The organism is Pedobacter sp. GR22-6, assembly GCF_037402555.1.
Lineage (GTDB): Bacteria > Bacteroidota > Bacteroidia > Sphingobacteriales > Sphingobacteriaceae > Pedobacter.
Map to the genome: position 1 here is coordinate 558168 of NZ_JBBEUC010000001.1, position 18872 is coordinate 577039.

Sequence of the window (18872 nt, forward strand, 5' to 3'; positions counted from 1 at the left end):
TGCTATTTTGATCCCGACCTGGCAATCTGTGCAATAAAGGCTTCGGGGCCTTCTCCGGGAAATCCTTCCCAGCTCCTCATTACTTTACCTTTTTCATCTACAAGTACGGTATAGGGGAATTTTCCCTCTGGATTGTACCGCTCAGCCAAAGCCTCATTGAGTTTGGTCTGTTCAGCGGACAGCCTGTTCTTTTTTTGTCTGGGGAAGTCTGCGCGTACCAACAGCAAATGCTCGCCTGCATATTTTTCGAACACATCACTTTCAAAGATTTCTGCGCTAAGTCTGATGCAGGGGCCACACCAATCTGAACCTGAAAAATTGATGAGGATGGGTTTATGCACTTCAGCAGCCTGTTTCAAAGCCTCATCAAATTTGCCCATCCAGTTCAGTGGAGGTACAATTAACCAAAGTAAGGAGATCAGTAATACTTTCATGATATACAACTTGTTTTAATCCTGAAGGCAATATCCAACTGAATTCTGGAGACATTATGAAGTTGAACGTTAAAAAATGTTAATCGGCCAAAGCATTGTCAGCAGACTGCAATTTAAAACGGATCTCAAAGCAATGGAGGTTTTCAGTATAGGTATACTTAAAGCTAAAATGCTGACGGTTACAGATTTGCTTCAGAATGGCCAGGCCCAGACCTGTTCCTTCGGAATGGTGATCCTTATAAAAACGGTCAAAGATCTTATGCTCATCGAGTGCCAGGGGCCTTCCTGTATTTTTGAAGATGATGCTTTCTGCTGTCAAACTGATTTCTATATTCCCATTCTCGTAATTGTGCCTGATCGAATTACTCAGCAGGTTATTGACTAATGTCTCCAGCAAATACCGGTTCGTTTTATGAATTACCGGATTCAGGGTGGTGATGACACTTAGATTGCGGTTTTGGATAAGTTCCTGAAAATAAGATAGCCTTTCGACCAGCAAAGCGGAGACATCGACCTCTTCCTGTTCACTGATAAGGTTATTATCTATTTTTACCAGCAAGAGTAAACTCTGATTTAGCTTCGTCAATCTTGAGGTAGCTTTATAGAGATCAACCAGTGTTTCACTTTCTTCTTTTCCCAGCCGATCCGACTGCAGCATCATATCCAGCTTGGAATTGATGACGGCCAGTGGGGTCATCATTTCATGTGAAGCATTTTCGGTAAAGAGCTTAACCTCACGGAAGTCTGAGCGTATGCGGAGTGAAATGTCCAAAATAGCCTGATTCAGTTCCCGGAATTCTTCAACAGGACTTTTAATCACTTCAAATGGTTTTTCCTGATTTAGATTGAATGTTTTAAGATTTTCTAATATTAGTCTAAATGGCTGCCAGAGTTTGCGGATCATTAAGCGGTTGATGAGCAGCAAAGCAACCAGCAGTAGTAGTACCGGTGAAATGATGGCCAGAAAAATGCTTTTGATCTGTTCTTCCCGCTCCACTTTTGAGGTAAAGATCAACACCTGGTAATGCGAACCGTCAATGGTTATTCCGGTACGGAGGTACCTTGCACTTTCCAAAAGTTTCTTTTTCGGGTTGTAAAATACCGTATCAGCGAATCTTTTTAGAGTATCTGAATACCCTGTTCTTTTATATTCGATCACCAGATCCAGGTATTGTTCAGGTGCAGGAGCGATGTTGCGACTATGTGTAAAATCTTTTACCTCCATGAGTTCCTCAACTAAATTGTTGTCGATCTGTTTATTGAGGTAGAAGCTTAGGGTACGGTAAAAGAGGAAGCCGATACCAATCAGCCCGATGGCACTGGCAAACATCAAAATTCTATTGTAACGACTGAGCAGCTTCATGTTCACTGAAATTTATAGCCGATGCCGTAAACGGAGTGGAAGTAGTCCTTGGCACCAGCATCTGTCAGTTTTTTCCTGATATTCTTGATGTGCGTATACATAAAATCGAAGCTGTCTGCCATATCTGCCTCTTCACCCCAAATGTGCACCGCGGCCGCAGACTTGGAGATCACCTTTGATTTGTTGGTTACAAAGTACAGTAGCAGATCAAATTCTTTTTTGGTGAGATAGACAGGATTGTGGTTTACTTTTACCTCTTTTGAGCTGATGTCAATTTCAATTTCCTGGAATGTCAACTGATCATTTCCATTGAAACTTCTTCTCCGGAAAATTGCGGTTATCCTGGCATTAAGTTCGGAAAGGTGAAATGGTTTCACAAGATAATCATCTGCTCCAAGGCTTAGTCCTTCTACCCGCTGTGCTATGGAATCACGGGCTGAGATGATCAATACCCCGTCCTGCCTTTTGTTTTTTTTGAGGTATCTGAGGAGCTCCAGTCCTTCGCCGTCCGGTAAGCCTAAATCCAGCAAAATACAGTCGTAATCAAAGAGGCTAACCTTTTCTATACCCTGATCATACGTTGCGGCCATATCGCAAACGTTTCCTTCAGCAGTTAGATACTGTAGGATACTCCTTCTCAGACTTTCTTCATCTTCGATAATTAGCAACTTCATAGTTTAAATATCCGATTAAAATCTGAAGAGAAGTTGAAGTTGGTTTGTTTAGTGATGAAAAATAAAGGATTTTAGCTGTAAGTCTGTGTGAAAATTTGTAATCATATGTCGTCGCTTGTTATGCATCGAAGGGCTATTTTTGGCTAAACAGAATTTAAAGCAGATCTTTTGACCGATAAAGTTTAGACGTTATGGAAATAGGCATTGATAGTTTCGCCTCGGCGATGTATGGGAGCACAACACTGAGCAGTGTAGATGCAATGGAACAACTACTGGATAGGATCGTTGCGGCTGACCAGGCCGGATTGGACGTTTTTGGTATCGGTGAACATCATAAAAAAGAATTTCTGGATTCTGCTCCGGCAGTGATCTTGTCTGCAGCTGCAGCGAGAACGAAGAGGATACGTTTGAGTAGTGCGGTGACCGTACTCAGCACTTCAGATCCGGTAAGGGTCTATCAGAATTTTGCTACGCTGGATCTCATTTCCAGGGGCAGGGCCGAAGTTGTGGTAGGTCGAGGCTCTGCAGTGGAATCTTATCCGCTTTTCGGATTTGAACTCAAAGATTATGATGCCTTGTTTAAAGAAAAGCTGGATTTATTGCTCCGTATCCGTGATCAGGAATCGATTACCTGGGCGGGAAAATTCAGGCCAGCACTGGTCAATCAGCCAATTTATCCAAGAGCTTTACAGGAAAAATTGCCAGTTTGGCTGGGCGTAGGCGGTACACCAGAATCATTTGCGCGCGCCGGAACTCTAGGAATGCCACTGATGGTGGCTATAATCGGAGGGGAAACCGAGAGGTTTCGGCCATTAATTGATCTGTATCGTGAAGCGGGGCAACAGGCAGGTTTCAAGCCTGAACAGTTGAAGGTTGGCCTGCACTCGCCTGGTTATGTGGCAAGCAGCAATGATAAGGCCATAGCGGAATATTATCCCGGTTATTCAGAACTATGGACGAAACTTGGCAGGGAGCGCGGTTGGCCTCCGGTGACGAGGACACAGTTCAATCAGCTCAGTGGTCCTAAAGGTGTATTGATGCTGGGAAGTCCGGAGCTGGTCGCCGAAAAGCTATTGCGGCATAGCGAGTCATTGGGTGGCATCGACCGCTTCACTTTTCAAATGGACAATGCCGGTCTCAGTCATGAACAATTATTACAGTCAATTGAGTTAATTGGCAAGGAGGTTATTCCTTTATTAAGTAAGTTTGCTTAAATGGAAACAGTTACACTTGCCTGGCTTAAGTCTCTGGATGTTTTTGCTGAAGTACCCGAAGTACAACTGCAATGGTTGATCAATCATAGTGAAAATAAATTGTATCAGCAGGGCGAGTTCATACTCGAACCTGGCATGCCCATAACCGGGCCTCATCTCGTGGTAAAGGGTGAGCTGAGTTTTTATATGGAACAGCATGGCAGCAAAAGAGAATACAGTACCTTCATCAGTGGCGATGTCACTGGCTATCTCCCATATTCCCGGGCAAATGTTTCCTCTGGCTTTGCCAGAGCCCTGAGCGAATTGCAACTACTCAGCTTTCCGACCAGTTTTGTTCCGGAGATGATTAAATCCCATTTTGAGCTTACACAGGCACTTGTACATGTGATGAGTAATCGTGTCAGGAACTTTGCAGTGATGCAGCAGCATGCTGATAAAATGATGGCCCTGGGTAAACTTTCAGCTGGACTTGCTCACGAGCTGAACAATCCTGCCTCAGCGATATTGAGGGATACTTCATTACTTAAGGCACGTTTGGAGTCGGGGCGCCAGGTTAGTCATGCAGCAACCCTGGCCAGTCTGGATCCGGGCATCGCTGATCAGGTAATGGCGTTATTGTCCCGGGTCACTTCAGGAACAGATCGTTCATATTTGAGTTTAAAGCAGCGGATGTCATTAGAAGCTGAAATTGAAGACTGGTTGGATGCACATGGGGTACAGAATGCGCAAATGCAGGCAGAAACCCTGGCAGATTATAATTTGGGAACAGAGCAGCTCACCGAACTGGTAAAAAACCTGCCCAGGGAGCAACTTTCTCCAGTTTTTAGTTTGCTGAGTAGTTTGCTGGAGACGGATAGGATGGTTGAAGATATTTTACAGTCTTCCAGACGTATCGTTGATTTGGTCAGTTCGATAAAAAACTTTACCCATATGGACCGGGCACAGGATAAGCAGTTTACTGATATCCGTATAGGTATTGCAAATACAATCACCATGCTGGGTCACAAAATCAGGCAAGGTAATGTGGAGATCGTTGAGGAGTTTGTTGACCCTATGCCACCTGTACGGGTGTACGTCGGTGAAATGAACCAGGTCTGGACGAATTTAATCGATAATGCCCTGGATGCCATGTCTCAGAACCAAAAAGGCGTGTTGACCATAAAAATTATAACTGAGGACGACTTCATTAAAGTGTCTGTGATCGATAATGGCGAAGGAATCAGTCCGGAGTTACTTTCAAAAGTTTTTGATCCTTTTTATACCACGAAACCGATGGGTAAGGGTACAGGCCTGGGATTGGAGGTGGTGCAACGCATCGTCCGTCAGCATAACGGTGTTGTAAAGGTAAATTCTGTTCCGGGACGTACCGAATTCATTGTTTGTTTTCCTTTTGACAATTAAAATTAGTTTATCAAGACCTTGAATATGAAACTCCCAATACTTTTAGCGATCGATGATGACCCGCAAGTTTTACGCTCCATTAGCCGTGATCTGAAAATGCAATATGCTACGGACTATAAAATTCTCAGTACCACCTCTGCAAATGAGGCCTTAGAAACGCTTATAGACCTGAAAAACAATGCTGATGTTGTCGCACTTTTTCTCTGCGACCAGCGGATGCCGGAAATGGAAGGGGTTGCCTTCCTGGAAAAAGCAATGACTATTTTTCCCGATGCCAAGAGGGTGCTCCTCACTGCTTATTCGGATACGGATGCTGCAATCAGGGCCATTAATGAAGTGAAACTGGATTATTACCTGATTAAGCCCTGGGATCCTCCACAGGAGAAGTTGTATCCTGTACTGAATGAGCTCCTGGACGACTGGCTTAGCGGATATGTTCCGGAGTTCAGGGGAGTAAAACTGATCGGGTTTCAATTCTCTCCGCAGTCGCATTTGATCAAAGATTATCTGGCCGGTAATCTTATTCCCTATCAATGGATGGATATCCAGACCCATCCGGATGCATCCGGCCTTTTAGCATTAAATGGCCAGGCGGAGGATGACCTTCCTTTTGTGTTGTTTGAAGATGGAACATTTTTGGTCAAGCCTTCCATCAGGGAGATCGCGGCAAGAATTGGGAAAAACGCTGAACTTGTTCATGATATTTACGATGTAGTCATTATAGGAGCCGGGCCAGCTGGGTTGGCGGCTGCAGTTTATGGGGCTTCTGAAGGTCTGAAGACCTTGATGATCGAGCGTAAAGCTCCCGGTGGCCAGGCTGGAACAAGCTCTAGGATAGAAAATTATTTAGGCTTTCCCTCGGGTTTGAGCGGGGCAGACCTGACGAGGAGAGCAATCAGCCAGGCGAAGCGTTTAGGAGCTGATTTCCTTTCGCCGCAAACGGTCAGTGACATCCGGGAAAAAGATGGCTATAAAATGATTGTACTGGAGGATGGCATTGAGATTGTCAGCCGGACAGTAGTCATCACTACCGGAGTGGATTACCGCAAATTGGAGGTTGAAGGAATAGAGACATTTACGGGAGCAGGAATTTACTATGGCGCAGCAACCACTGAAGCATCGGCCTGCAAGGACAAGCAGGTGTATGTCGTCGGCGGCGGGAATTCAGCCGGACAGGCTGCGATGTACCTTTCGAAATTTGCCTCATACGTGGGTATAATTATCAGGAAAGATGATCTGTCTTCCACGATGTCTTCTTATCTTATAGACCAGATCGGTCTTACACCGAATATTGAGTTGCTGGCAAATACGGAGGTGATCAATGCTTCAGGCAGTCAGTCACTGGAGACATTGACTTTAATAAATGTCGATACCAAAGAAACCCAGGTTAAGGAAGCCAGTGCACTGTATATTTTTATTGGTGCTAAGCCTTTTACTGACTGGTTAAAACTTGACATTGTGAAAAATGAGAGGGGTTTCATTGAAACCGGGCGTGAATTAAAGCGGTACAGCGAATTTGATAAAACATGGAAGCTGAAGCGTGACCCTTATTTGCTGGAAACCAGTTGCCCGGGCATTTTTGCAGCCGGTGACGTTCGGTCCGGGGCGATGAACAGGGTGGCATCTGCTGTTGGTGAGGGATCTATGGCAATCAGCTTTGTGCATAAGTACCTGGCTGAAGTGTAAATGATATACGATCCTCGGAAATAAAAAGTAAATTTAACTCAGTGAAAAATATTTTCTAAAACAGCCAATTCATACAAACCACCAAAACCCTAAAACCATGAGTACATTAAAATTAAAAGACGGACAGAAATTTTTTACAAGGATCAGGGAGAAGGACCAGTATTGATGTTTCATCACGGATGGCCTTTATCTTCCGATGATTGGGATGCGCAGGTGATCTTCTTTTTACAGAGAGGCTATCGAGTGGTCAGTCACGACAGGAGGGGTCATGGCCGCTCCAGTCAGAATATCTATAACCACAACATTGAAACTTATGCTGCTGATGCCGCAGAACTGGTAGAATTTCTGGATTTGAAAGATGTTGTTCACATCGGCCATTCTACAGGTGGGGGTGAAGTAATTCGTTACGTGAACAAGTATGCTAAAGGCAGGGCCAAAAAAGCAGTGCTGATCAGTGCAGTTCCGCCTATTATGGTGCAAAGTGACAGCAATCCGGATGGTGTTCCCCTGTCTGTTTTTGATGGCATCCGGGAGCAGACATTGAACAACAGGCAGCAATTTTATATTGATTTAACCATTCCTTTCTACGGGTACAACAGGGAAGGTGCAGAGCTGAAAGAAGGTGTGCAGCGGAACTGGTGGAGACAAGGAATGATGGGCGGGATAGTGGCGCATTATGACGGTATCAAGGCATTTTCAGAAACAGATTTTACTGAAGATTTAAAAGCAGTTGACATTCCTGTACTCGTGTTACACGGAGAGGACGATCAGATTGTGCCTTATCAGAACGCGGCGCTTAAATCGGCTAAGTTATTGAAAAATGGAACATTGATTACATATCCGGGCTTTCCCCATGGGATGCCGACTACAGAAGCAGCAACGATCAATAAAGACCTTTTGGAGTTTATCCAGTCTTAAGGTCGAGGTAGTTCGATTTTATGTTGATTTCTATTTAATTGGTTGGAGGCGATGGCCTGGTCGAGGTACAACTGGCTTTAATCTTTGTTAGCTTCTATTAGCGAAGCCATGCTGGAATTAAAGTTGGGGAGCTCTTTTTCCAGGGTGGAGAAGAATTCAAGGTCAGCGGCCTCTATGCAGAGGATAGCCTTCTGAAGCACCGTCTCCCCACTTTGGGTCAGACTGATGGTCTTTGCCCGGGTATCAGTTTTATGCTCCTTTCTGGTTATGAATTTTTTCTCTTCCAGGGTACGCAATACCTTTGAGACCATCATTCTATCTGCGTTACCCTGGTTGGCTATGTCAACCTGGGTAACCTCGTCGCTTTCCCTGGAGAGCCAGGCCAGTGCACAGAGCAATACAAATTGGGTAGAAGTCAGGTCCAAGGGATCGAGCACACGTTTCTGTTTGCGCTGCCATAGCATGGTTAGTTGGCCGAGCAGGTAGCCTGGACTGTCCAGTGGACTCTTAAAATGGAATTCTATTTTCTTAGCCATCGTTAGTTGGGCTGTAGTAAGGTGATGTTGTATCCATCGGGATCTTTTACGATCAGTGTCCTTCCGAATGGAGTGTTGTTGATAGATCCCAGAACCGGCACTTCCTCTGAGATAAGCTGTTTTTCCAGATCCTCGATATTTCCCTCGATGGCAAACCATAACGATGCGCCAACGCCGAGTTCTTTTCCTTCCAGGTTTCCTATGGGTTTTCTGATCGCAAAGCTGGCCTCGCCCTGGTTATAGCTAAAAATACAGGCCTCTGGTGTCGAGACTGCTATCTCAAATCCCAATTTGCTGATGTAGAAGTCTTTTGAAATGTCTAAATCTCTGACTTGGAGGGAAGCAAAAACTAATTTTCTCATGTTCTTTGTTTTATTGTTGTCGCAAATATAGTATTAGTGACAACAATATGCAAGTGTTTATATGTTTAATTATTCTCAGCGGTATGAATGAATTTCCCAGTGCTTTATGTTTCATTGTAAATCAAATCTGGCCTGGAGTTCAGTTCCGGCAGACGTTTCGAGAATTTATTCCTGTATTCAATGGGGCTAAGGCCTGTAATCTTTTTGAAAACGTCCCGGAATGCTTTGGTGTCCGTGTAACCTACATCGAACATTACTTCTGAGACATTTTTTCGTGAGGCCTCAAAGAACTGTTTAGCAGCCTCTATTCTGACGTTTTGGAGGTATTCAATCGGCGTGTGATGTGTCGCTTCTTTGAACCTTCTTTCAAAAGTTCTGCGTGCCACGCTGATGAGTTTGGCCATATCGTCGATCGTGATCTTTTCCTCGTAATGTTTTTCTATATGATCCTGTACCATTTGTATTTCCGGGTCTGAGTGGTTCCGCTGCCCTTTGAAAATGGCGAACTGGGACTGACTGTCCCTGCCGATATCTAAGGCGAAATACTTCGAGATCATGATGACCGTTTGCCGGTCAGAAAATTTCTCCAGTAAGTACAAGATCAGATTCCAAAGGCTGCTGGCTCCACCGCTGGTGTAAATGTTGTTGTGTGCGGTGATTACTGCGCCGTCTTCAACCAGAACTCCCGGATAGCGCTGTTTGAACTCCTGGATGTGTGCCCAATGTGTGGAGCATTTGTTGCCCTCCAGTAAACCGGTTTCTGCCAGCAGGAAGGCACCTACGCATAAACTTGCCAGACCGCAACCTTTTGCATGCAGTGCCTTGAAGTAAGCCGTTGCCGCTGCATTGGCCTGGATTCCTCTTTGAATATCCCCGAACACAGGTGGGATAAAGAGCAAATCAGTTTCCTTTACGTCTTTGAGCAGCCTGTTGGTCTGAACCGTGTACTCTCCGTTATTCGCTTTCACATGTTGATTCAAACCGACGTATTCCACTTCAAAAATCGGCTTTTTTCCAAAGGCGGTCAGGAATTCATTGGCGGTTTGAAAGGATCTGAATGGGGGTGTGATGCCCTCTATGGTTCCATGTTCAGGAACAAAAATGGAAATTCGCATAATTTTTTTTATGAAGATAAATATAATTGGCGTAATCTGCCCCTTAGGTTGTCGCTTTTACAACAGATGAGAACTGGTAGTTTTGCCCAACTTTGTGATGTAACCTAAGAAATAATAATATGAACCTATAATAATCAATCAATTATGAACAGCAACTCAGTTTCTCTACATCGGATATTAACGGCAAGCCCGGAGAAGGTCTTCCGCGCTTTTTCAGACCCTATTGCCCATGCCAGCTGGCTGCCTCCCTATGGTTTTGTCTGTCAGGTTCACCAAATGGACTTCAAGGTGGGGGGGAAGTTTAGAATGACTTTTATCAATTTCGGGACGTGGAATGGGCATTCATTTGGCGGGGAATACCTAGAAATAGCGCTTAATGCCTTGATTAAATACAGCGATCAGTTTGAAGACCCCAATCTGCCAGGGCAAATTACCACCACCGTACGGCTAAAACCAGTTTCCTGTGGTACAGAGCTCAGCATATTGCAGGAAGGTATTCCTGAAGCCATTCCAGTGGAAATGTGTTACCTGGGCTGGCAGGAATGCCTGGACAAATTAAAAAGGTTGGTTGAACCGGTGATCCCTGACGCCTGATTTAAGTTATGGATGAGCAGTACCGGTATACTTCAGGAGCAGGTATCTTTATTACATTTTCCGGAAATTGCAGAAAGGCGCTGACCTTATACCAAACGTGCTTTGGTGGTCAGCTCTTTTTTGAAAATTTGAACCAAAGCCTACCGGGGTATCCTGAACGCCCTATTGTCATTGGTTCGCTGCTTTCAGACAGGATCTTCATCCAGGGCTCGGATTTAGTGCAGGATGAAGGAAGGAAAATTGGTAACCATATCGCTATAATCTTTACTTGTGCGCATAATGCGGAAAGGAAAAGGTTGACGGAGCAGTTGTTGGGATGCTGCGTTCCTCTGCCTGTGGCCTATGAAGAGGACCAGGTTTTGATTGAAATTGTGGATGTCTTTCAAGTACGCTGGTTGCTGAGTGTAAAATAGCTAAGGTCAGTTTTATTTCCGAAGTCGGCATTCCTTGCTGAAGCGGCCATTTGCATGCCTGATAAGCTAAAACGTTATAAAGAGCAATACAATAGCTTTGGTGAATTTTTTTAAAAAAAAAGCACTATATCATTTGGTTTATTTCCAAAAAATAGGACAGATTCGCAGTAATAAATAACTTTTTTAAAATAAATTAATGGATATCGACTCTTTTTTGCTTAACGCTCATGCCTTCGAGGGCATCCTTATTGAAAAATATCAGACAAAATTGCCTTTATTCTTCCTGTTAGATGGAAATGCACTAGAATTTAAGATTGTGAATGGGAAACGCAGGGTAATTCGCTTTTTTGGACCCAACCAATTTATTTTCCGGCTGAATTCTGCCCATGAAATAGAAATACTGAACCGCTCGGGGATCATCACGCTGCCTTATGGAAAGGTTATTAAATTGTTCAGGAAACATCCTGAAATAGTAGAAATTCACAGGAAAGTTAAGAGGGACTATCTGCGAAAGAAAGAACTATTTGAGACGGAACGTCGAAAAAAAAATACAATTGAACGGTATTTTGACCTTATGGAACGACAGCCCTGGGTATTTAGAATTGCAGAGCCTGCCGATATCGCATCTTATTTGAATATTTCCTTAACACAATACGAGCGAATGACGGAAGTGAATTGATATTTACCTTATTTTTACCGGATGGAGCCACTTAAAGAAATGTTCAACGAAGGTTTTTACCGAAAGTTTGCAAATGCTTTTTCAAATGCAGATCCCAATTTTAACGAAGAAGATTTTATCGATAAAGTAACTGGTAATATGGCTGCTTTATCTTTGAATGGTAGACTTCGCAATACTTCTTTGGTGCTTCATCATTATTTGGCTAAGGACTTTGAAAATGCATTATCGGTTCTTTATGCAGCAGCGCCGCTATTACCACATGGTTATACCGCATTGGTTTTGCCAGATTTTGTTTCTTTATATGGTCAGCAGCATTTCGATGCATCTATGCAGGCCCTTAGAGATTTTACTGCTATGGGTTCCTCTGAATTTGCTGTCAGGACCTTCATTAAGGCTGATCCGAAAAGAGCCTTGAAAATCATGCAACATTGGGCAAAGGACCCAAATGTACATGTGAGACGGTTGGCTTCCGAAGGAAGCAGGCCTCGTTTGCCATGGTCTTTCAAGCTCGATGCAATCATTCAAGACCCCTCGCTTACCCGCGACATTCTGGAAGAATTGAAAGCGGATCAGGAGTTGTATGTACGTAAATCTGTAGCGAACCACTTGAATGATCACTCGAAAGATAACGTTGACTATTTACTTGCGCTGCTTAAGGGTTGGGATCTGAACCACAGCCATACTGGATGGATCATGAAACACGCCAGTCGCTCGCTCATCAAAAAAGGTGCTCCAGAAGTATTGCAACTGTTTGGCTTTGGGGGAGGGGCGCAGGTAGAACTGGAAGAGTTGGGCTTAAAAAGCGATGTGTTGAAACTCGGTGAAACCTTAACATTTAGTTTCACACTCCATAGTAAAGAGTCTGTACAGCGAAAACTGGTAGTGGATTATGCCATTCACTACCCGAAGTCGGCAGGATCTGTTTCCAGAAAAGTCTTCAAATTGAAGGAAATAGCGCTGGAGCCAGGTCAGCGCATTAGCCTGGCAAAAAGCCAGGTGATAAAAGATTTTACTACCAGAAAACACTACGGAGGTAAGCATTTACTTGAAATTATGATAAATGGTCAGACGATGTCTACCACTAGCTTTGATCTCTTTGTGTAAGTAAAATCCTGGAAACCTTCTAGCCATTAAGGCACCATGTTGCCTGTAAAAAGCATCAGGGTCACGACGATAAACATTACAATGAGTAATAAATCCAAGGGAGAAAACAGCTTAAACATAATAGAGTTTTTAAGCCTGGTAAGCAAGATATATGCCATTCGTAGGCACGTTCTCTTATTAGAGGGCTTATACAAAAAACATGATGGACAAAAATAAGGTCAAGTAGAAAGACTTGACCTTATTTTATTGCTTCAATTCGATAGAAGGCTTTGTGTTTTTGATAAAAAGCACCGCGTCGAAATCTCTTCCCGGACGTATAGGAAGAGGTTTAAGATTTTGCCAATTGGAATAGATATTGGTGATTAAACTGATGTTGGCGCGGGATGGGTTGGTTTTTTCATCAAATTTTAAGTAAAAACGGCTAGCTTTTGCTTTTGACATCAAGCCTGAAAGTGTATGTTCATTTGTCTGGAAATTATGCGATTCAAATTTTCGATCCTGATCCAATACGTTTACCGATCCTTCATAGGTGTCCAGCGCCAAGGCAAAATATCGATCATCAAAATCCTTTCTTAAGTATCCACCCATGCTCATAAATTTGGCCGTTGTGTCCTTAAGTATATGAACGTTATGTGCCCAGAGAATGATTTTGTCATCCTTAGCCCTGACCATTTTAGTTACATTTTCGGCCATGAAGCGATCACGGGAAATAGGATCTACCCAGTAATCCTTGCTATCAAAGCCAGTCAGCCTCACCTGTTTATCAGATTTTTTATTTTTGTTGTAATCCCGAAGATTTAAAAATAAGTCACGTATTTCTTCGGTGCTATATAATCCCAAGCCCTGCATGGCCTCGTTGAGGTTCCCCTGACCATGCTGCACGAATGAGTTGATCCGGAGCATTATAGAATCAGGGACTTCAAATGCAATTACACTAAACCCGCAATTTTTGATAAGGTAACTAATGATGCGCCCTTTATAGACATAAAATTCGTGAGTTCCATGTGACGCCTCTCCAAGTCCAACGATATTTTTTCCCTTTAGGTCCTTTTTTAAAAAGGATAAGTCAGATTGATCAGTGCGCGCATCAGAACTTAATACCTGAGCATTTTTGTTGATCCATTTGAGGGTATCGACCTGGGCCTGAGCATTAAAACTGAGGAACAACAGGAAAGATAGGAGGTATTTCATAGGCTGAATATTTTGTTTTATGGAATAGATGCTAGAACTAAAGAAATTCCATATTCCTAACGCGAGTTTTTCCAGGTTGCGCGGGAAACATTCCTGAGACTTGATTTGGGGAAATCCCATATTTTTTTGAAAATGAAGTAAAATGGGAGAGGTTTTTTTTTCGCCTTCAGCATTAGAATTTGTTCAACGGGAACCGGATTCAAGGTGATTCCTACCGGATTCAGTTTTTGGTAAGTAAGCCATCCTACTACAGCCCATTTTTGTTGAAAAATCAAGCAAAATGAAGAAATCAATTATCACAATTACAATACTCCTCGGAGCCTTCTGCAGTTTCTGTCAAACTATTGACACCGCTGCACTGCATCTTATGCAAAAGTCCTGGGACAAACTGAACGCAATGGAAAACATCAGCTACCGGATGAAAACATTAGATACCATGATCCGTGCAAATCACATGACGGTCAACTGGATCAGTCTCGACGGAACTGTAAAAAAGAATGATTATTGGCATGTTCGTCTCGAAAATAATTTGGAAATGCTCGTCCGCGGTGATACCCTTTATAGAAAGGAAAAACCCGATGCAGCAGTAACTTTCAGTACGGATTGGGACAGACATCGAATAGGAGCCTGTAATATTCACAGCATACTTGGCTCAGAACGTCCGGCTATAGGTGACAATACGGTTTCAATGGAATTTGTACCAGATGAGCAAAATGCCTCATTTTATACCATACATGTCGTGTACAAGATAAAGTATGATTCGGATGAAATTCAAAGCCTATTTAGGTACAGCAGATACTATATCGATAAGAAAAGTATGCTCCCGATCAGGAGACTACAGTATGGGAAGAGCTTGCAAGATGGAAAAGAAGCGGTAGATAGTTACGATTTCTCGGCGGTGATTAATCCTGATCCTCATCATTTTAATGAACAAGACTTTTTTCAGATTGCGCCGTTGGAGGAAAAAGACCGTTTCGAATCACTTAAAATTGGCAGTATCGCGGCCAATTTTACAGCGAGGGATGTGAAAACGGATCAGGTACTCAGCCTGGATAGTTTCAGGGGCAAGATTGTAGTCCTGGATTTTTGGTATCTTTCCTGCATGCCATGCCGGACGCTCATGCCGAAACTACAGAAGCTCCAGGAAAAGTTTGGGAAAGATAAGGTATTAGTGATTGGAATTAATGTCAGGGATACAGATGCAAAACAGATTCAGCAGTATCTGGATGAAAAGCATTTTAGCTATCGGCAGTTCTATCAGGCAGGTCAACAGTTGTCATCGAATTATAAATTGGTGGCATTTCCCACTACATTCGTGTTGGACCGGCAGGGTAAGGTGAAAATGACCGAGGTGGGTTTGGGCGAGGATACGGAGCTGAAATTGGAACAGGCGATAAAAAAAGAACTATAAAAGATGAACATGCGGACCTATTATCTGGTAATTTTCTTCATGTGTGCAGTTACGGAGTTGGCATATTGCAGGCAGAAATCTTCCGTAAATCTAAACAAGGAGCCTATTTTTAAGGAGGTTACGGTCAGGAAAAAAGATCGGGGCATCATCTGCGACACTTGTGTGTTCGATTTCTACCATCACCATGATGGTGTATCTTGTAGCTTCGTTTTGACTGGGACTCGTGGAACTCCCTGGCGTCTTTCTCGTTTGCGAGATAGTGTTGGGACGCCTGTAGCGGGAGGCCAGAGCCTGATCGTCTCCGGCCCTGACATCAGCCTTAGCTTTGTGCCTGATTTCCTGGAAGAAAAGGGAAAGCGGACACAGCTTTATAGACTCAGGGGGCTGGATTACAGTAAACTGGAGTTTCTGACCAGTCAAAACGGCAAAATAATTCGTTCATGGACCGCGATCAGCAGCTTAGGGCAACCTAAAGATTTTGCTATCCTAGGCCGGAAAAGTGGCGCTGATCAGAATGCCTATGTACCTTGGAACCGCAGTTTTTTTGCTGGAAGTTTTCATCTGGCTGTCCTTGATACAGTAGTGATCACTATACGCAACATCCTCACCAAAAAGATAGTGCATGACATTTCCATTTTTCGGGCGGAGGACAAGGCTACAAAATTCTTGTACTATCAGATTCCGGTGACCAGCAGTACTTTTAGTATTAATCTACAGGATGTGCTGAATATCAACGCAAAGGCTTTTAAGGTATATCATGGAGATACCATAAATGTGTTTGAGAAAGATCCTGCGGCTATCGGTTTGCTTAGATTTCTATTTTTAAATAAAAATGAGCAAGTACAATATTCTTTTAAAGCCGAGCCTCAGGATTGGAAGACAATCGGCGGTATAAATTCAGAAGATGGGCTTTTCCTGGTTCTGGGAAATGATATGGAGGCAGGCAAGGATCAGGACATTTACTTGCGCTTCAAGAGTCAGCCTGAAACGATCCACAAGATCACGATTAAAGTTAAACAGAAGCCTCTCCGTATTCCCTGGATGCTGATCGCTGCCAGCAGTTGCGCATTATTGGCCGCGGCTGGTCTTGCATTCTACTTTTGGCAAAAAGCCAACAAAAGAAAGTTGGCTAAACTGAGGCAAAAAAAGGAAGATGCCGAGGCACGACTTGCTTTATTGAGTGGTCAGTTGAACCCCCATTTTCTATTCAATTCGCTTAATGCCATACAAGGGACGCTGAAAAGTGGCAATCCAGATAGGGTATATAACTATATCGGCAACGTGGCGGGATTTATGCGTGATGTGATGGACAATGGCAAGAAGGAATTTATCTCGCTTGAAGAAGAACTCCTGCTGGAGTCTGGTTATCTGAAATTGGAACAGGAGAGAAGGGATTTTATATTCCATATTCATGTTGCCGCGGATCTTGAATCCTCGCAGATTGATATTCCACCATTGTTGTTGCAGCCGGTACTTGAAAACAGCGTCCGCCATGCATTTGCTTTGGACCACAAGAGTCCCATTCTGAATATAACCCTGTCTAAAGTAGGCGCAAACTTGGTCATTGAGGTTTCAGATAATGGCAGAAATCGCTGGGATATTGAAGGTGCAAGATTCGGACATGGACTTTCATTGACCAGGAAAAGGATCGCCGTTTATAACGAGCGGCTGGAGGGCATGTCGATCCAGATGGAGGTTCGCTACGTTTCAGAACAGGGAACATTCACTACCTTTGCGTTTAAAGATTGGTTGGCATGAGGAATTTTAGCTGTTTTATTGTTGATGACGAACCCAGTGCTATTGCTACGCTTACAGAATTGATTGAGCGGTATTGCCCTGCACTCACTATTGCTGGCAGTGCAAATACTGTTGATCAGGCGCTGAATTTTCTAAATGCGAGCACAATTGATATCTTGTTTTTAGACATTAAGATGCGGCAGGAAACCGGTTTCGATTTGCTAAAAATACTTCCTCGCAGCGCTGCTCATATCATATTTGTTACTGCACATGATGAATATGGCATACAGGCCATCAAATTCTCCGCTACTGATTATTTACTGAAGCCTGTCCGTCCGGACGAACTTGTCAATGCAGTTCATAAGGTCGGTCTACAGAGAAACAATCAGGAGGAGCAGATCACCATGTTGCTGCAATCTTATGAGTACCAAAGATTCAATATGCAAAAGAGAATTGCGATCCCTGATCAGCACGAGGTGAAGTATGTGCTTATAGATTCCATAATTTGCTGCAAGGCCGATAATAGTTATACTAGCTTTTATATGACCAATTCGGATAAAGTATTGATCGTATCTAAGTCGATATCTGAATATGAGCAACTACTTTCTTTATATGGTTTTGTTAGGGTTCATCAGTCCTGGCTGGTGAATAGAAATCACATTGAGTCGTTTAAAAAGGCTGATGGTGGGTATTTGGTGATGAATAATAAAATGAGTGTGCCTGTAAGCAGACAGCGTAGGCATCTGCTAAAAGAACTGAACCAGTTGTGATTTTTTAGGATCAGTCATCCTCAGCTCAGGTATGCATCATCGTGGCTTATTTTAGATCGATTGCAACCAAATAAAAATAGATAAAAACCATTTAACCAGCTTTATTTAGTCAGAGGCATGGGCTGAGGTGTAGTGGTCGGTCCGACCACTACGATCTTTCCATCAGTATTGATATACATTCGATCAATGAATACCACCCTTTTGGAACCTGAAGCCGTTGTTCGGCCGTGATAGACGCAAAACATCTGTTTTCCATCTGGAGAAAAAGCTATGCTGTTGTGGCCTGTGCCGGTTACTCCGCCTCCCTGACCTGTGTTTTTTTGCAGAATTGGGTTATTATCGGCTTTTTTATAGGGGCCTAATGGGTGTTTGGCCGTTGCGTATCCGATAGCATAATTCTCGCCACCAAAGAAATTGGCAGAATACATCATATAATAAGTATTTCCCTTTTTAAATGTGAATGAACCTTCTGTCCAGCGCCTGTTGACTTCTTTAGAGGTTACCGAGCGGCTTTCCCATTCTGCTTGAGGATCATCCATTTTCAATGGAGGGCGTAACAGTAAAACGGGACTGCCAATAACCCCACTTAAATCAGGTTTCAACTCTACTCCATAGACCCAGCTTTCTTCTATTTCATTAAACCAGCCTTTTTCCTTTGCCCAGTCCGCAACCTCACTTTTTACTGGATTTTTGTAGCAGCAACGGGAGTAATACAGGTATAATTTGCCATTCGGATCAAAGTAGACATTTGCATCGATTACCGGATAACCAGGGTCAAACAGCGGTTTGTCGGTCATATCGATAAAAGGCCCAGTCGGCTTGTCTGCCACAGCTACACCAATTTTAAAGTTCTCCAGTTCATTAGCAGGATTATGTCCCCACTGCGCACTGTAGAACATGTAGTATTTGTTCTTGTAATGATATACTTCAGGTGCCCAGAAATCGCCGATGCCCCAGGCGCCTTTTTGCTTTCCAAAATAAACCTGTCCTTCATTTTTCCAATTGACCAGATCGCTGGACGAATAGCTGCCAAAGCCATCTTTCGCACCTCCTCCGGTGCCATGCATATAATAGGTCTTGCTTGGTTTATCGAAAAGGATATAAGGGTCGCCAAATGAAACGGGCAATGGATTTGTATAGGTTTTTAAAGTGGTTTTGTCTTGTGCAGATAGATAGCCTGACAGCAGACAAAAAAATACCAGGCCAAGGGAAAATTTAAACTTCATGATATATTTGATTAGTGGCATAAATATACTTTTTCAATGTTATT

General features: G+C 43.3%; 19 protein-coding genes. 11 read left to right on the forward strand and 8 right to left on the reverse strand.

The features are described 5' to 3' along the window. Positions 1–2: 2 nt before the first annotated feature. The 3 genes from WAE59_RS02490 to WAE59_RS02500 form a co-directional block, all read right to left on the reverse strand. Positions 3–434: a thioredoxin family protein gene (locus WAE59_RS02490; protein ID WP_337854346.1), complete on the reverse strand. Its 432-nt coding sequence runs from the start codon at positions 432–434 to the stop codon at positions 3–5. A gap of 79 nt (positions 435–513) precedes the next feature. Next, positions 514–1797, reverse strand: a complete 1284-nt coding sequence (locus tag WAE59_RS02495) for a sensor histidine kinase (RefSeq protein WP_337854347.1) — start codon at positions 1795–1797, stop codon at positions 514–516. Positions 1798–1799: 2 nt separating this feature from the next. Further along, complete coding sequence (locus WAE59_RS02500) at positions 1800–2471, reverse strand: response regulator transcription factor (RefSeq protein WP_337854348.1); 672 nt, start codon at positions 2469–2471, stop codon at positions 1800–1802. A gap of 191 nt (positions 2472–2662) precedes the next feature. Here WAE59_RS02500 and WAE59_RS02505 point away from each other — a divergent pair, with 191 nt between their 5' ends. The 4 genes from WAE59_RS02505 (at position 2663) to WAE59_RS02520 (ending at position 7690) form a co-directional block, all read left to right on the forward strand. Beyond that, on the forward strand, positions 2663–3685 hold the full coding sequence (locus WAE59_RS02505; protein ID WP_337854349.1) for an LLM class flavin-dependent oxidoreductase: 1023 nt from the start codon (positions 2663–2665) through the stop codon (positions 3683–3685). Next, entirely contained in the window at positions 3686–5086 is a 1401-nt protein-coding gene (locus tag WAE59_RS02510; RefSeq protein WP_337854350.1) for an ATP-binding protein, read from the forward strand. Between the two features lie 24 nt (positions 5087–5110). Further along, the gene (locus WAE59_RS02515) at positions 5111–6772 is read left to right on the forward strand and encodes an FAD-dependent oxidoreductase (RefSeq protein WP_337854351.1); all 1662 of its coding nucleotides are present in this window, start codon (positions 5111–5113) and stop codon (positions 6770–6772) included. Positions 6773–6937: 165 nt separating this feature from the next. Continuing rightward, the gene (locus tag WAE59_RS02520; RefSeq protein WP_337854352.1) at positions 6938–7690 is read left to right on the forward strand and encodes an alpha/beta fold hydrolase; all 753 of its coding nucleotides are present in this window, start codon (positions 6938–6940) and stop codon (positions 7688–7690) included. 77 nt (positions 7691–7767) lie between these two features. Here the strand turns inward: WAE59_RS02520 and WAE59_RS02525 are convergent, their stop codons facing one another. From WAE59_RS02525 to WAE59_RS02535, 3 genes are all read right to left on the reverse strand, one after another. Next, complete coding sequence (locus WAE59_RS02525) at positions 7768–8226, reverse strand: MarR family winged helix-turn-helix transcriptional regulator (protein ID WP_337854353.1); 459 nt, start codon at positions 8224–8226, stop codon at positions 7768–7770. A 2-nt stretch (positions 8227–8228) separates the two neighbouring features. After that, positions 8229–8588, reverse strand: a complete 360-nt coding sequence (locus WAE59_RS02530; RefSeq protein ID WP_337854354.1) for a VOC family protein — start codon at positions 8586–8588, stop codon at positions 8229–8231. A 104-nt stretch (positions 8589–8692) separates the two neighbouring features. Then, on the reverse strand, positions 8693–9703 hold the full coding sequence (locus WAE59_RS02535; protein WP_337854355.1) for a GlxA family transcriptional regulator: 1011 nt from the start codon (positions 9701–9703) through the stop codon (positions 8693–8695). 144 nt (positions 9704–9847) lie between these two features. On the opposite strand from WAE59_RS02535, the gene WAE59_RS02540 reads away from it, so the two are divergent. The 4 genes from WAE59_RS02540 (at position 9848) to WAE59_RS02555 (ending at position 12493) form a co-directional block, all read left to right on the forward strand. Next, positions 9848–10297 (forward strand): SRPBCC family protein, encoded by a 450-nt coding sequence (locus WAE59_RS02540; protein ID WP_337854356.1) that lies wholly within the window; start codon positions 9848–9850, stop codon positions 10295–10297. Between the two features lie 8 nt (positions 10298–10305). Further along, positions 10306–10710 carry a glyoxalase gene (locus tag WAE59_RS02545; RefSeq protein ID WP_337854357.1) on the forward strand — a complete coding sequence of 135 codons (405 nt, stop codon included), beginning with the start codon at positions 10306–10308 and terminating at the stop codon, positions 10708–10710. 196 nt (positions 10711–10906) lie between these two features. Further along, positions 10907–11389 (forward strand): hypothetical protein, encoded by a 483-nt coding sequence (locus tag WAE59_RS02550; RefSeq protein ID WP_337854358.1) that lies wholly within the window; start codon positions 10907–10909, stop codon positions 11387–11389. Between the two features lie 21 nt (positions 11390–11410). Then, positions 11411–12493: a DNA alkylation repair protein gene (locus WAE59_RS02555; protein ID WP_337854359.1), complete on the forward strand. Its 1083-nt coding sequence runs from the start codon at positions 11411–11413 to the stop codon at positions 12491–12493. A 243-nt stretch (positions 12494–12736) separates the two neighbouring features. Here the strand turns inward: WAE59_RS02555 and WAE59_RS02560 are convergent, their stop codons facing one another. Then, entirely contained in the window at positions 12737–13684 is a 948-nt protein-coding gene (locus WAE59_RS02560) for an erythromycin esterase family protein (RefSeq protein ID WP_337854360.1), read from the reverse strand. Between the two features lie 280 nt (positions 13685–13964). Here WAE59_RS02560 and WAE59_RS02565 point away from each other — a divergent pair, with 280 nt between their 5' ends. The 3 genes from WAE59_RS02565 to WAE59_RS02575 are packed head-to-tail and all read left to right on the forward strand — an operon-like array spanning position 13965 to position 17602. Further along, positions 13965–15095, forward strand: coding sequence for a TlpA disulfide reductase family protein (locus tag WAE59_RS02565; protein ID WP_337854361.1), 1131 nt, complete (start codon positions 13965–13967; stop codon positions 15093–15095). A 3-nt stretch (positions 15096–15098) separates the two neighbouring features. Continuing rightward, positions 15099–16853, forward strand: a complete 1755-nt coding sequence (locus WAE59_RS02570; RefSeq protein WP_337854362.1) for a sensor histidine kinase — start codon at positions 15099–15101, stop codon at positions 16851–16853. Next, positions 16850–17602 carry a LytR/AlgR family response regulator transcription factor gene (locus tag WAE59_RS02575; protein WP_337854363.1) on the forward strand — a complete coding sequence of 251 codons (753 nt, stop codon included), beginning with the start codon at positions 16850–16852 and terminating at the stop codon, positions 17600–17602. Before WAE59_RS02570 ends, WAE59_RS02575 begins: the two co-directional genes overlap by 4 nt. A 101-nt stretch (positions 17603–17703) precedes the next feature. On the opposite strand, the gene WAE59_RS02580 is transcribed toward WAE59_RS02575, so the two are convergent. Beyond that, positions 17704–18828, reverse strand: coding sequence for a glycoside hydrolase family 43 protein (locus WAE59_RS02580; protein ID WP_337854364.1), 1125 nt, complete (start codon positions 18826–18828; stop codon positions 17704–17706). Positions 18829–18872 lie beyond the last annotated feature (44 nt).

Excerpts from the sequence above, each read along its gene's own strand:
- WAE59_RS02490 (WP_337854346.1), bottom strand. The coding sequence starts at position 434 with ATGAAAGTATTACTGATCTCCTTACTTTGGTTAATTGTACCTCCACTG.
- WAE59_RS02495 (WP_337854347.1), bottom strand. The coding sequence starts at position 1,797 with ATGAAGCTGCTCAGTCGTTACAATAGAATTTTGATGTTTGCCAGTGCC.
- WAE59_RS02500 (WP_337854348.1), bottom strand. The coding sequence starts at position 2,471 with ATGAAGTTGCTAATTATCGAAGATGAAGAAAGTCTGAGAAGGAGTATC.
- WAE59_RS02505 (WP_337854349.1), top strand. The coding sequence starts at position 2,663 with ATGGAAATAGGCATTGATAGTTTCGCCTCGGCGATGTATGGGAGCACA.
- WAE59_RS02510 (WP_337854350.1), top strand. The coding sequence starts at position 3,686 with ATGGAAACAGTTACACTTGCCTGGCTTAAGTCTCTGGATGTTTTTGCT.
- WAE59_RS02515 (WP_337854351.1), top strand. The coding sequence starts at position 5,111 with ATGAAACTCCCAATACTTTTAGCGATCGATGATGACCCGCAAGTTTTA.
- WAE59_RS02520 (WP_337854352.1), top strand. The coding sequence starts at position 6,938 with ATGTTTCATCACGGATGGCCTTTATCTTCCGATGATTGGGATGCGCAG.
- WAE59_RS02525 (WP_337854353.1), bottom strand. The coding sequence starts at position 8,226 with ATGGCTAAGAAAATAGAATTCCATTTTAAGAGTCCACTGGACAGTCCA.
- WAE59_RS02530 (WP_337854354.1), bottom strand. The coding sequence starts at position 8,588 with ATGAGAAAATTAGTTTTTGCTTCCCTCCAAGTCAGAGATTTAGACATT.
- WAE59_RS02535 (WP_337854355.1), bottom strand. The coding sequence starts at position 9,703 with ATGCGAATTTCCATTTTTGTTCCTGAACATGGAACCATAGAGGGCATC.
- WAE59_RS02540 (WP_337854356.1), top strand. The coding sequence starts at position 9,848 with ATGAACAGCAACTCAGTTTCTCTACATCGGATATTAACGGCAAGCCCG.
- WAE59_RS02545 (WP_337854357.1), top strand. The coding sequence starts at position 10,306 with ATGGATGAGCAGTACCGGTATACTTCAGGAGCAGGTATCTTTATTACA.
- WAE59_RS02550 (WP_337854358.1), top strand. The coding sequence starts at position 10,907 with ATGGATATCGACTCTTTTTTGCTTAACGCTCATGCCTTCGAGGGCATC.
- WAE59_RS02555 (WP_337854359.1), top strand. The coding sequence starts at position 11,411 with ATGGAGCCACTTAAAGAAATGTTCAACGAAGGTTTTTACCGAAAGTTT.
- WAE59_RS02560 (WP_337854360.1), bottom strand. The coding sequence starts at position 13,684 with ATGAAATACCTCCTATCTTTCCTGTTGTTCCTCAGTTTTAATGCTCAG.
- WAE59_RS02565 (WP_337854361.1), top strand. The coding sequence starts at position 13,965 with ATGAAGAAATCAATTATCACAATTACAATACTCCTCGGAGCCTTCTGC.
- WAE59_RS02570 (WP_337854362.1), top strand. The coding sequence starts at position 15,099 with ATGAACATGCGGACCTATTATCTGGTAATTTTCTTCATGTGTGCAGTT.
- WAE59_RS02575 (WP_337854363.1), top strand. The coding sequence starts at position 16,850 with ATGAGGAATTTTAGCTGTTTTATTGTTGATGACGAACCCAGTGCTATT.
- WAE59_RS02580 (WP_337854364.1), bottom strand. The coding sequence starts at position 18,828 with ATGAAGTTTAAATTTTCCCTTGGCCTGGTATTTTTTTGTCTGCTGTCA.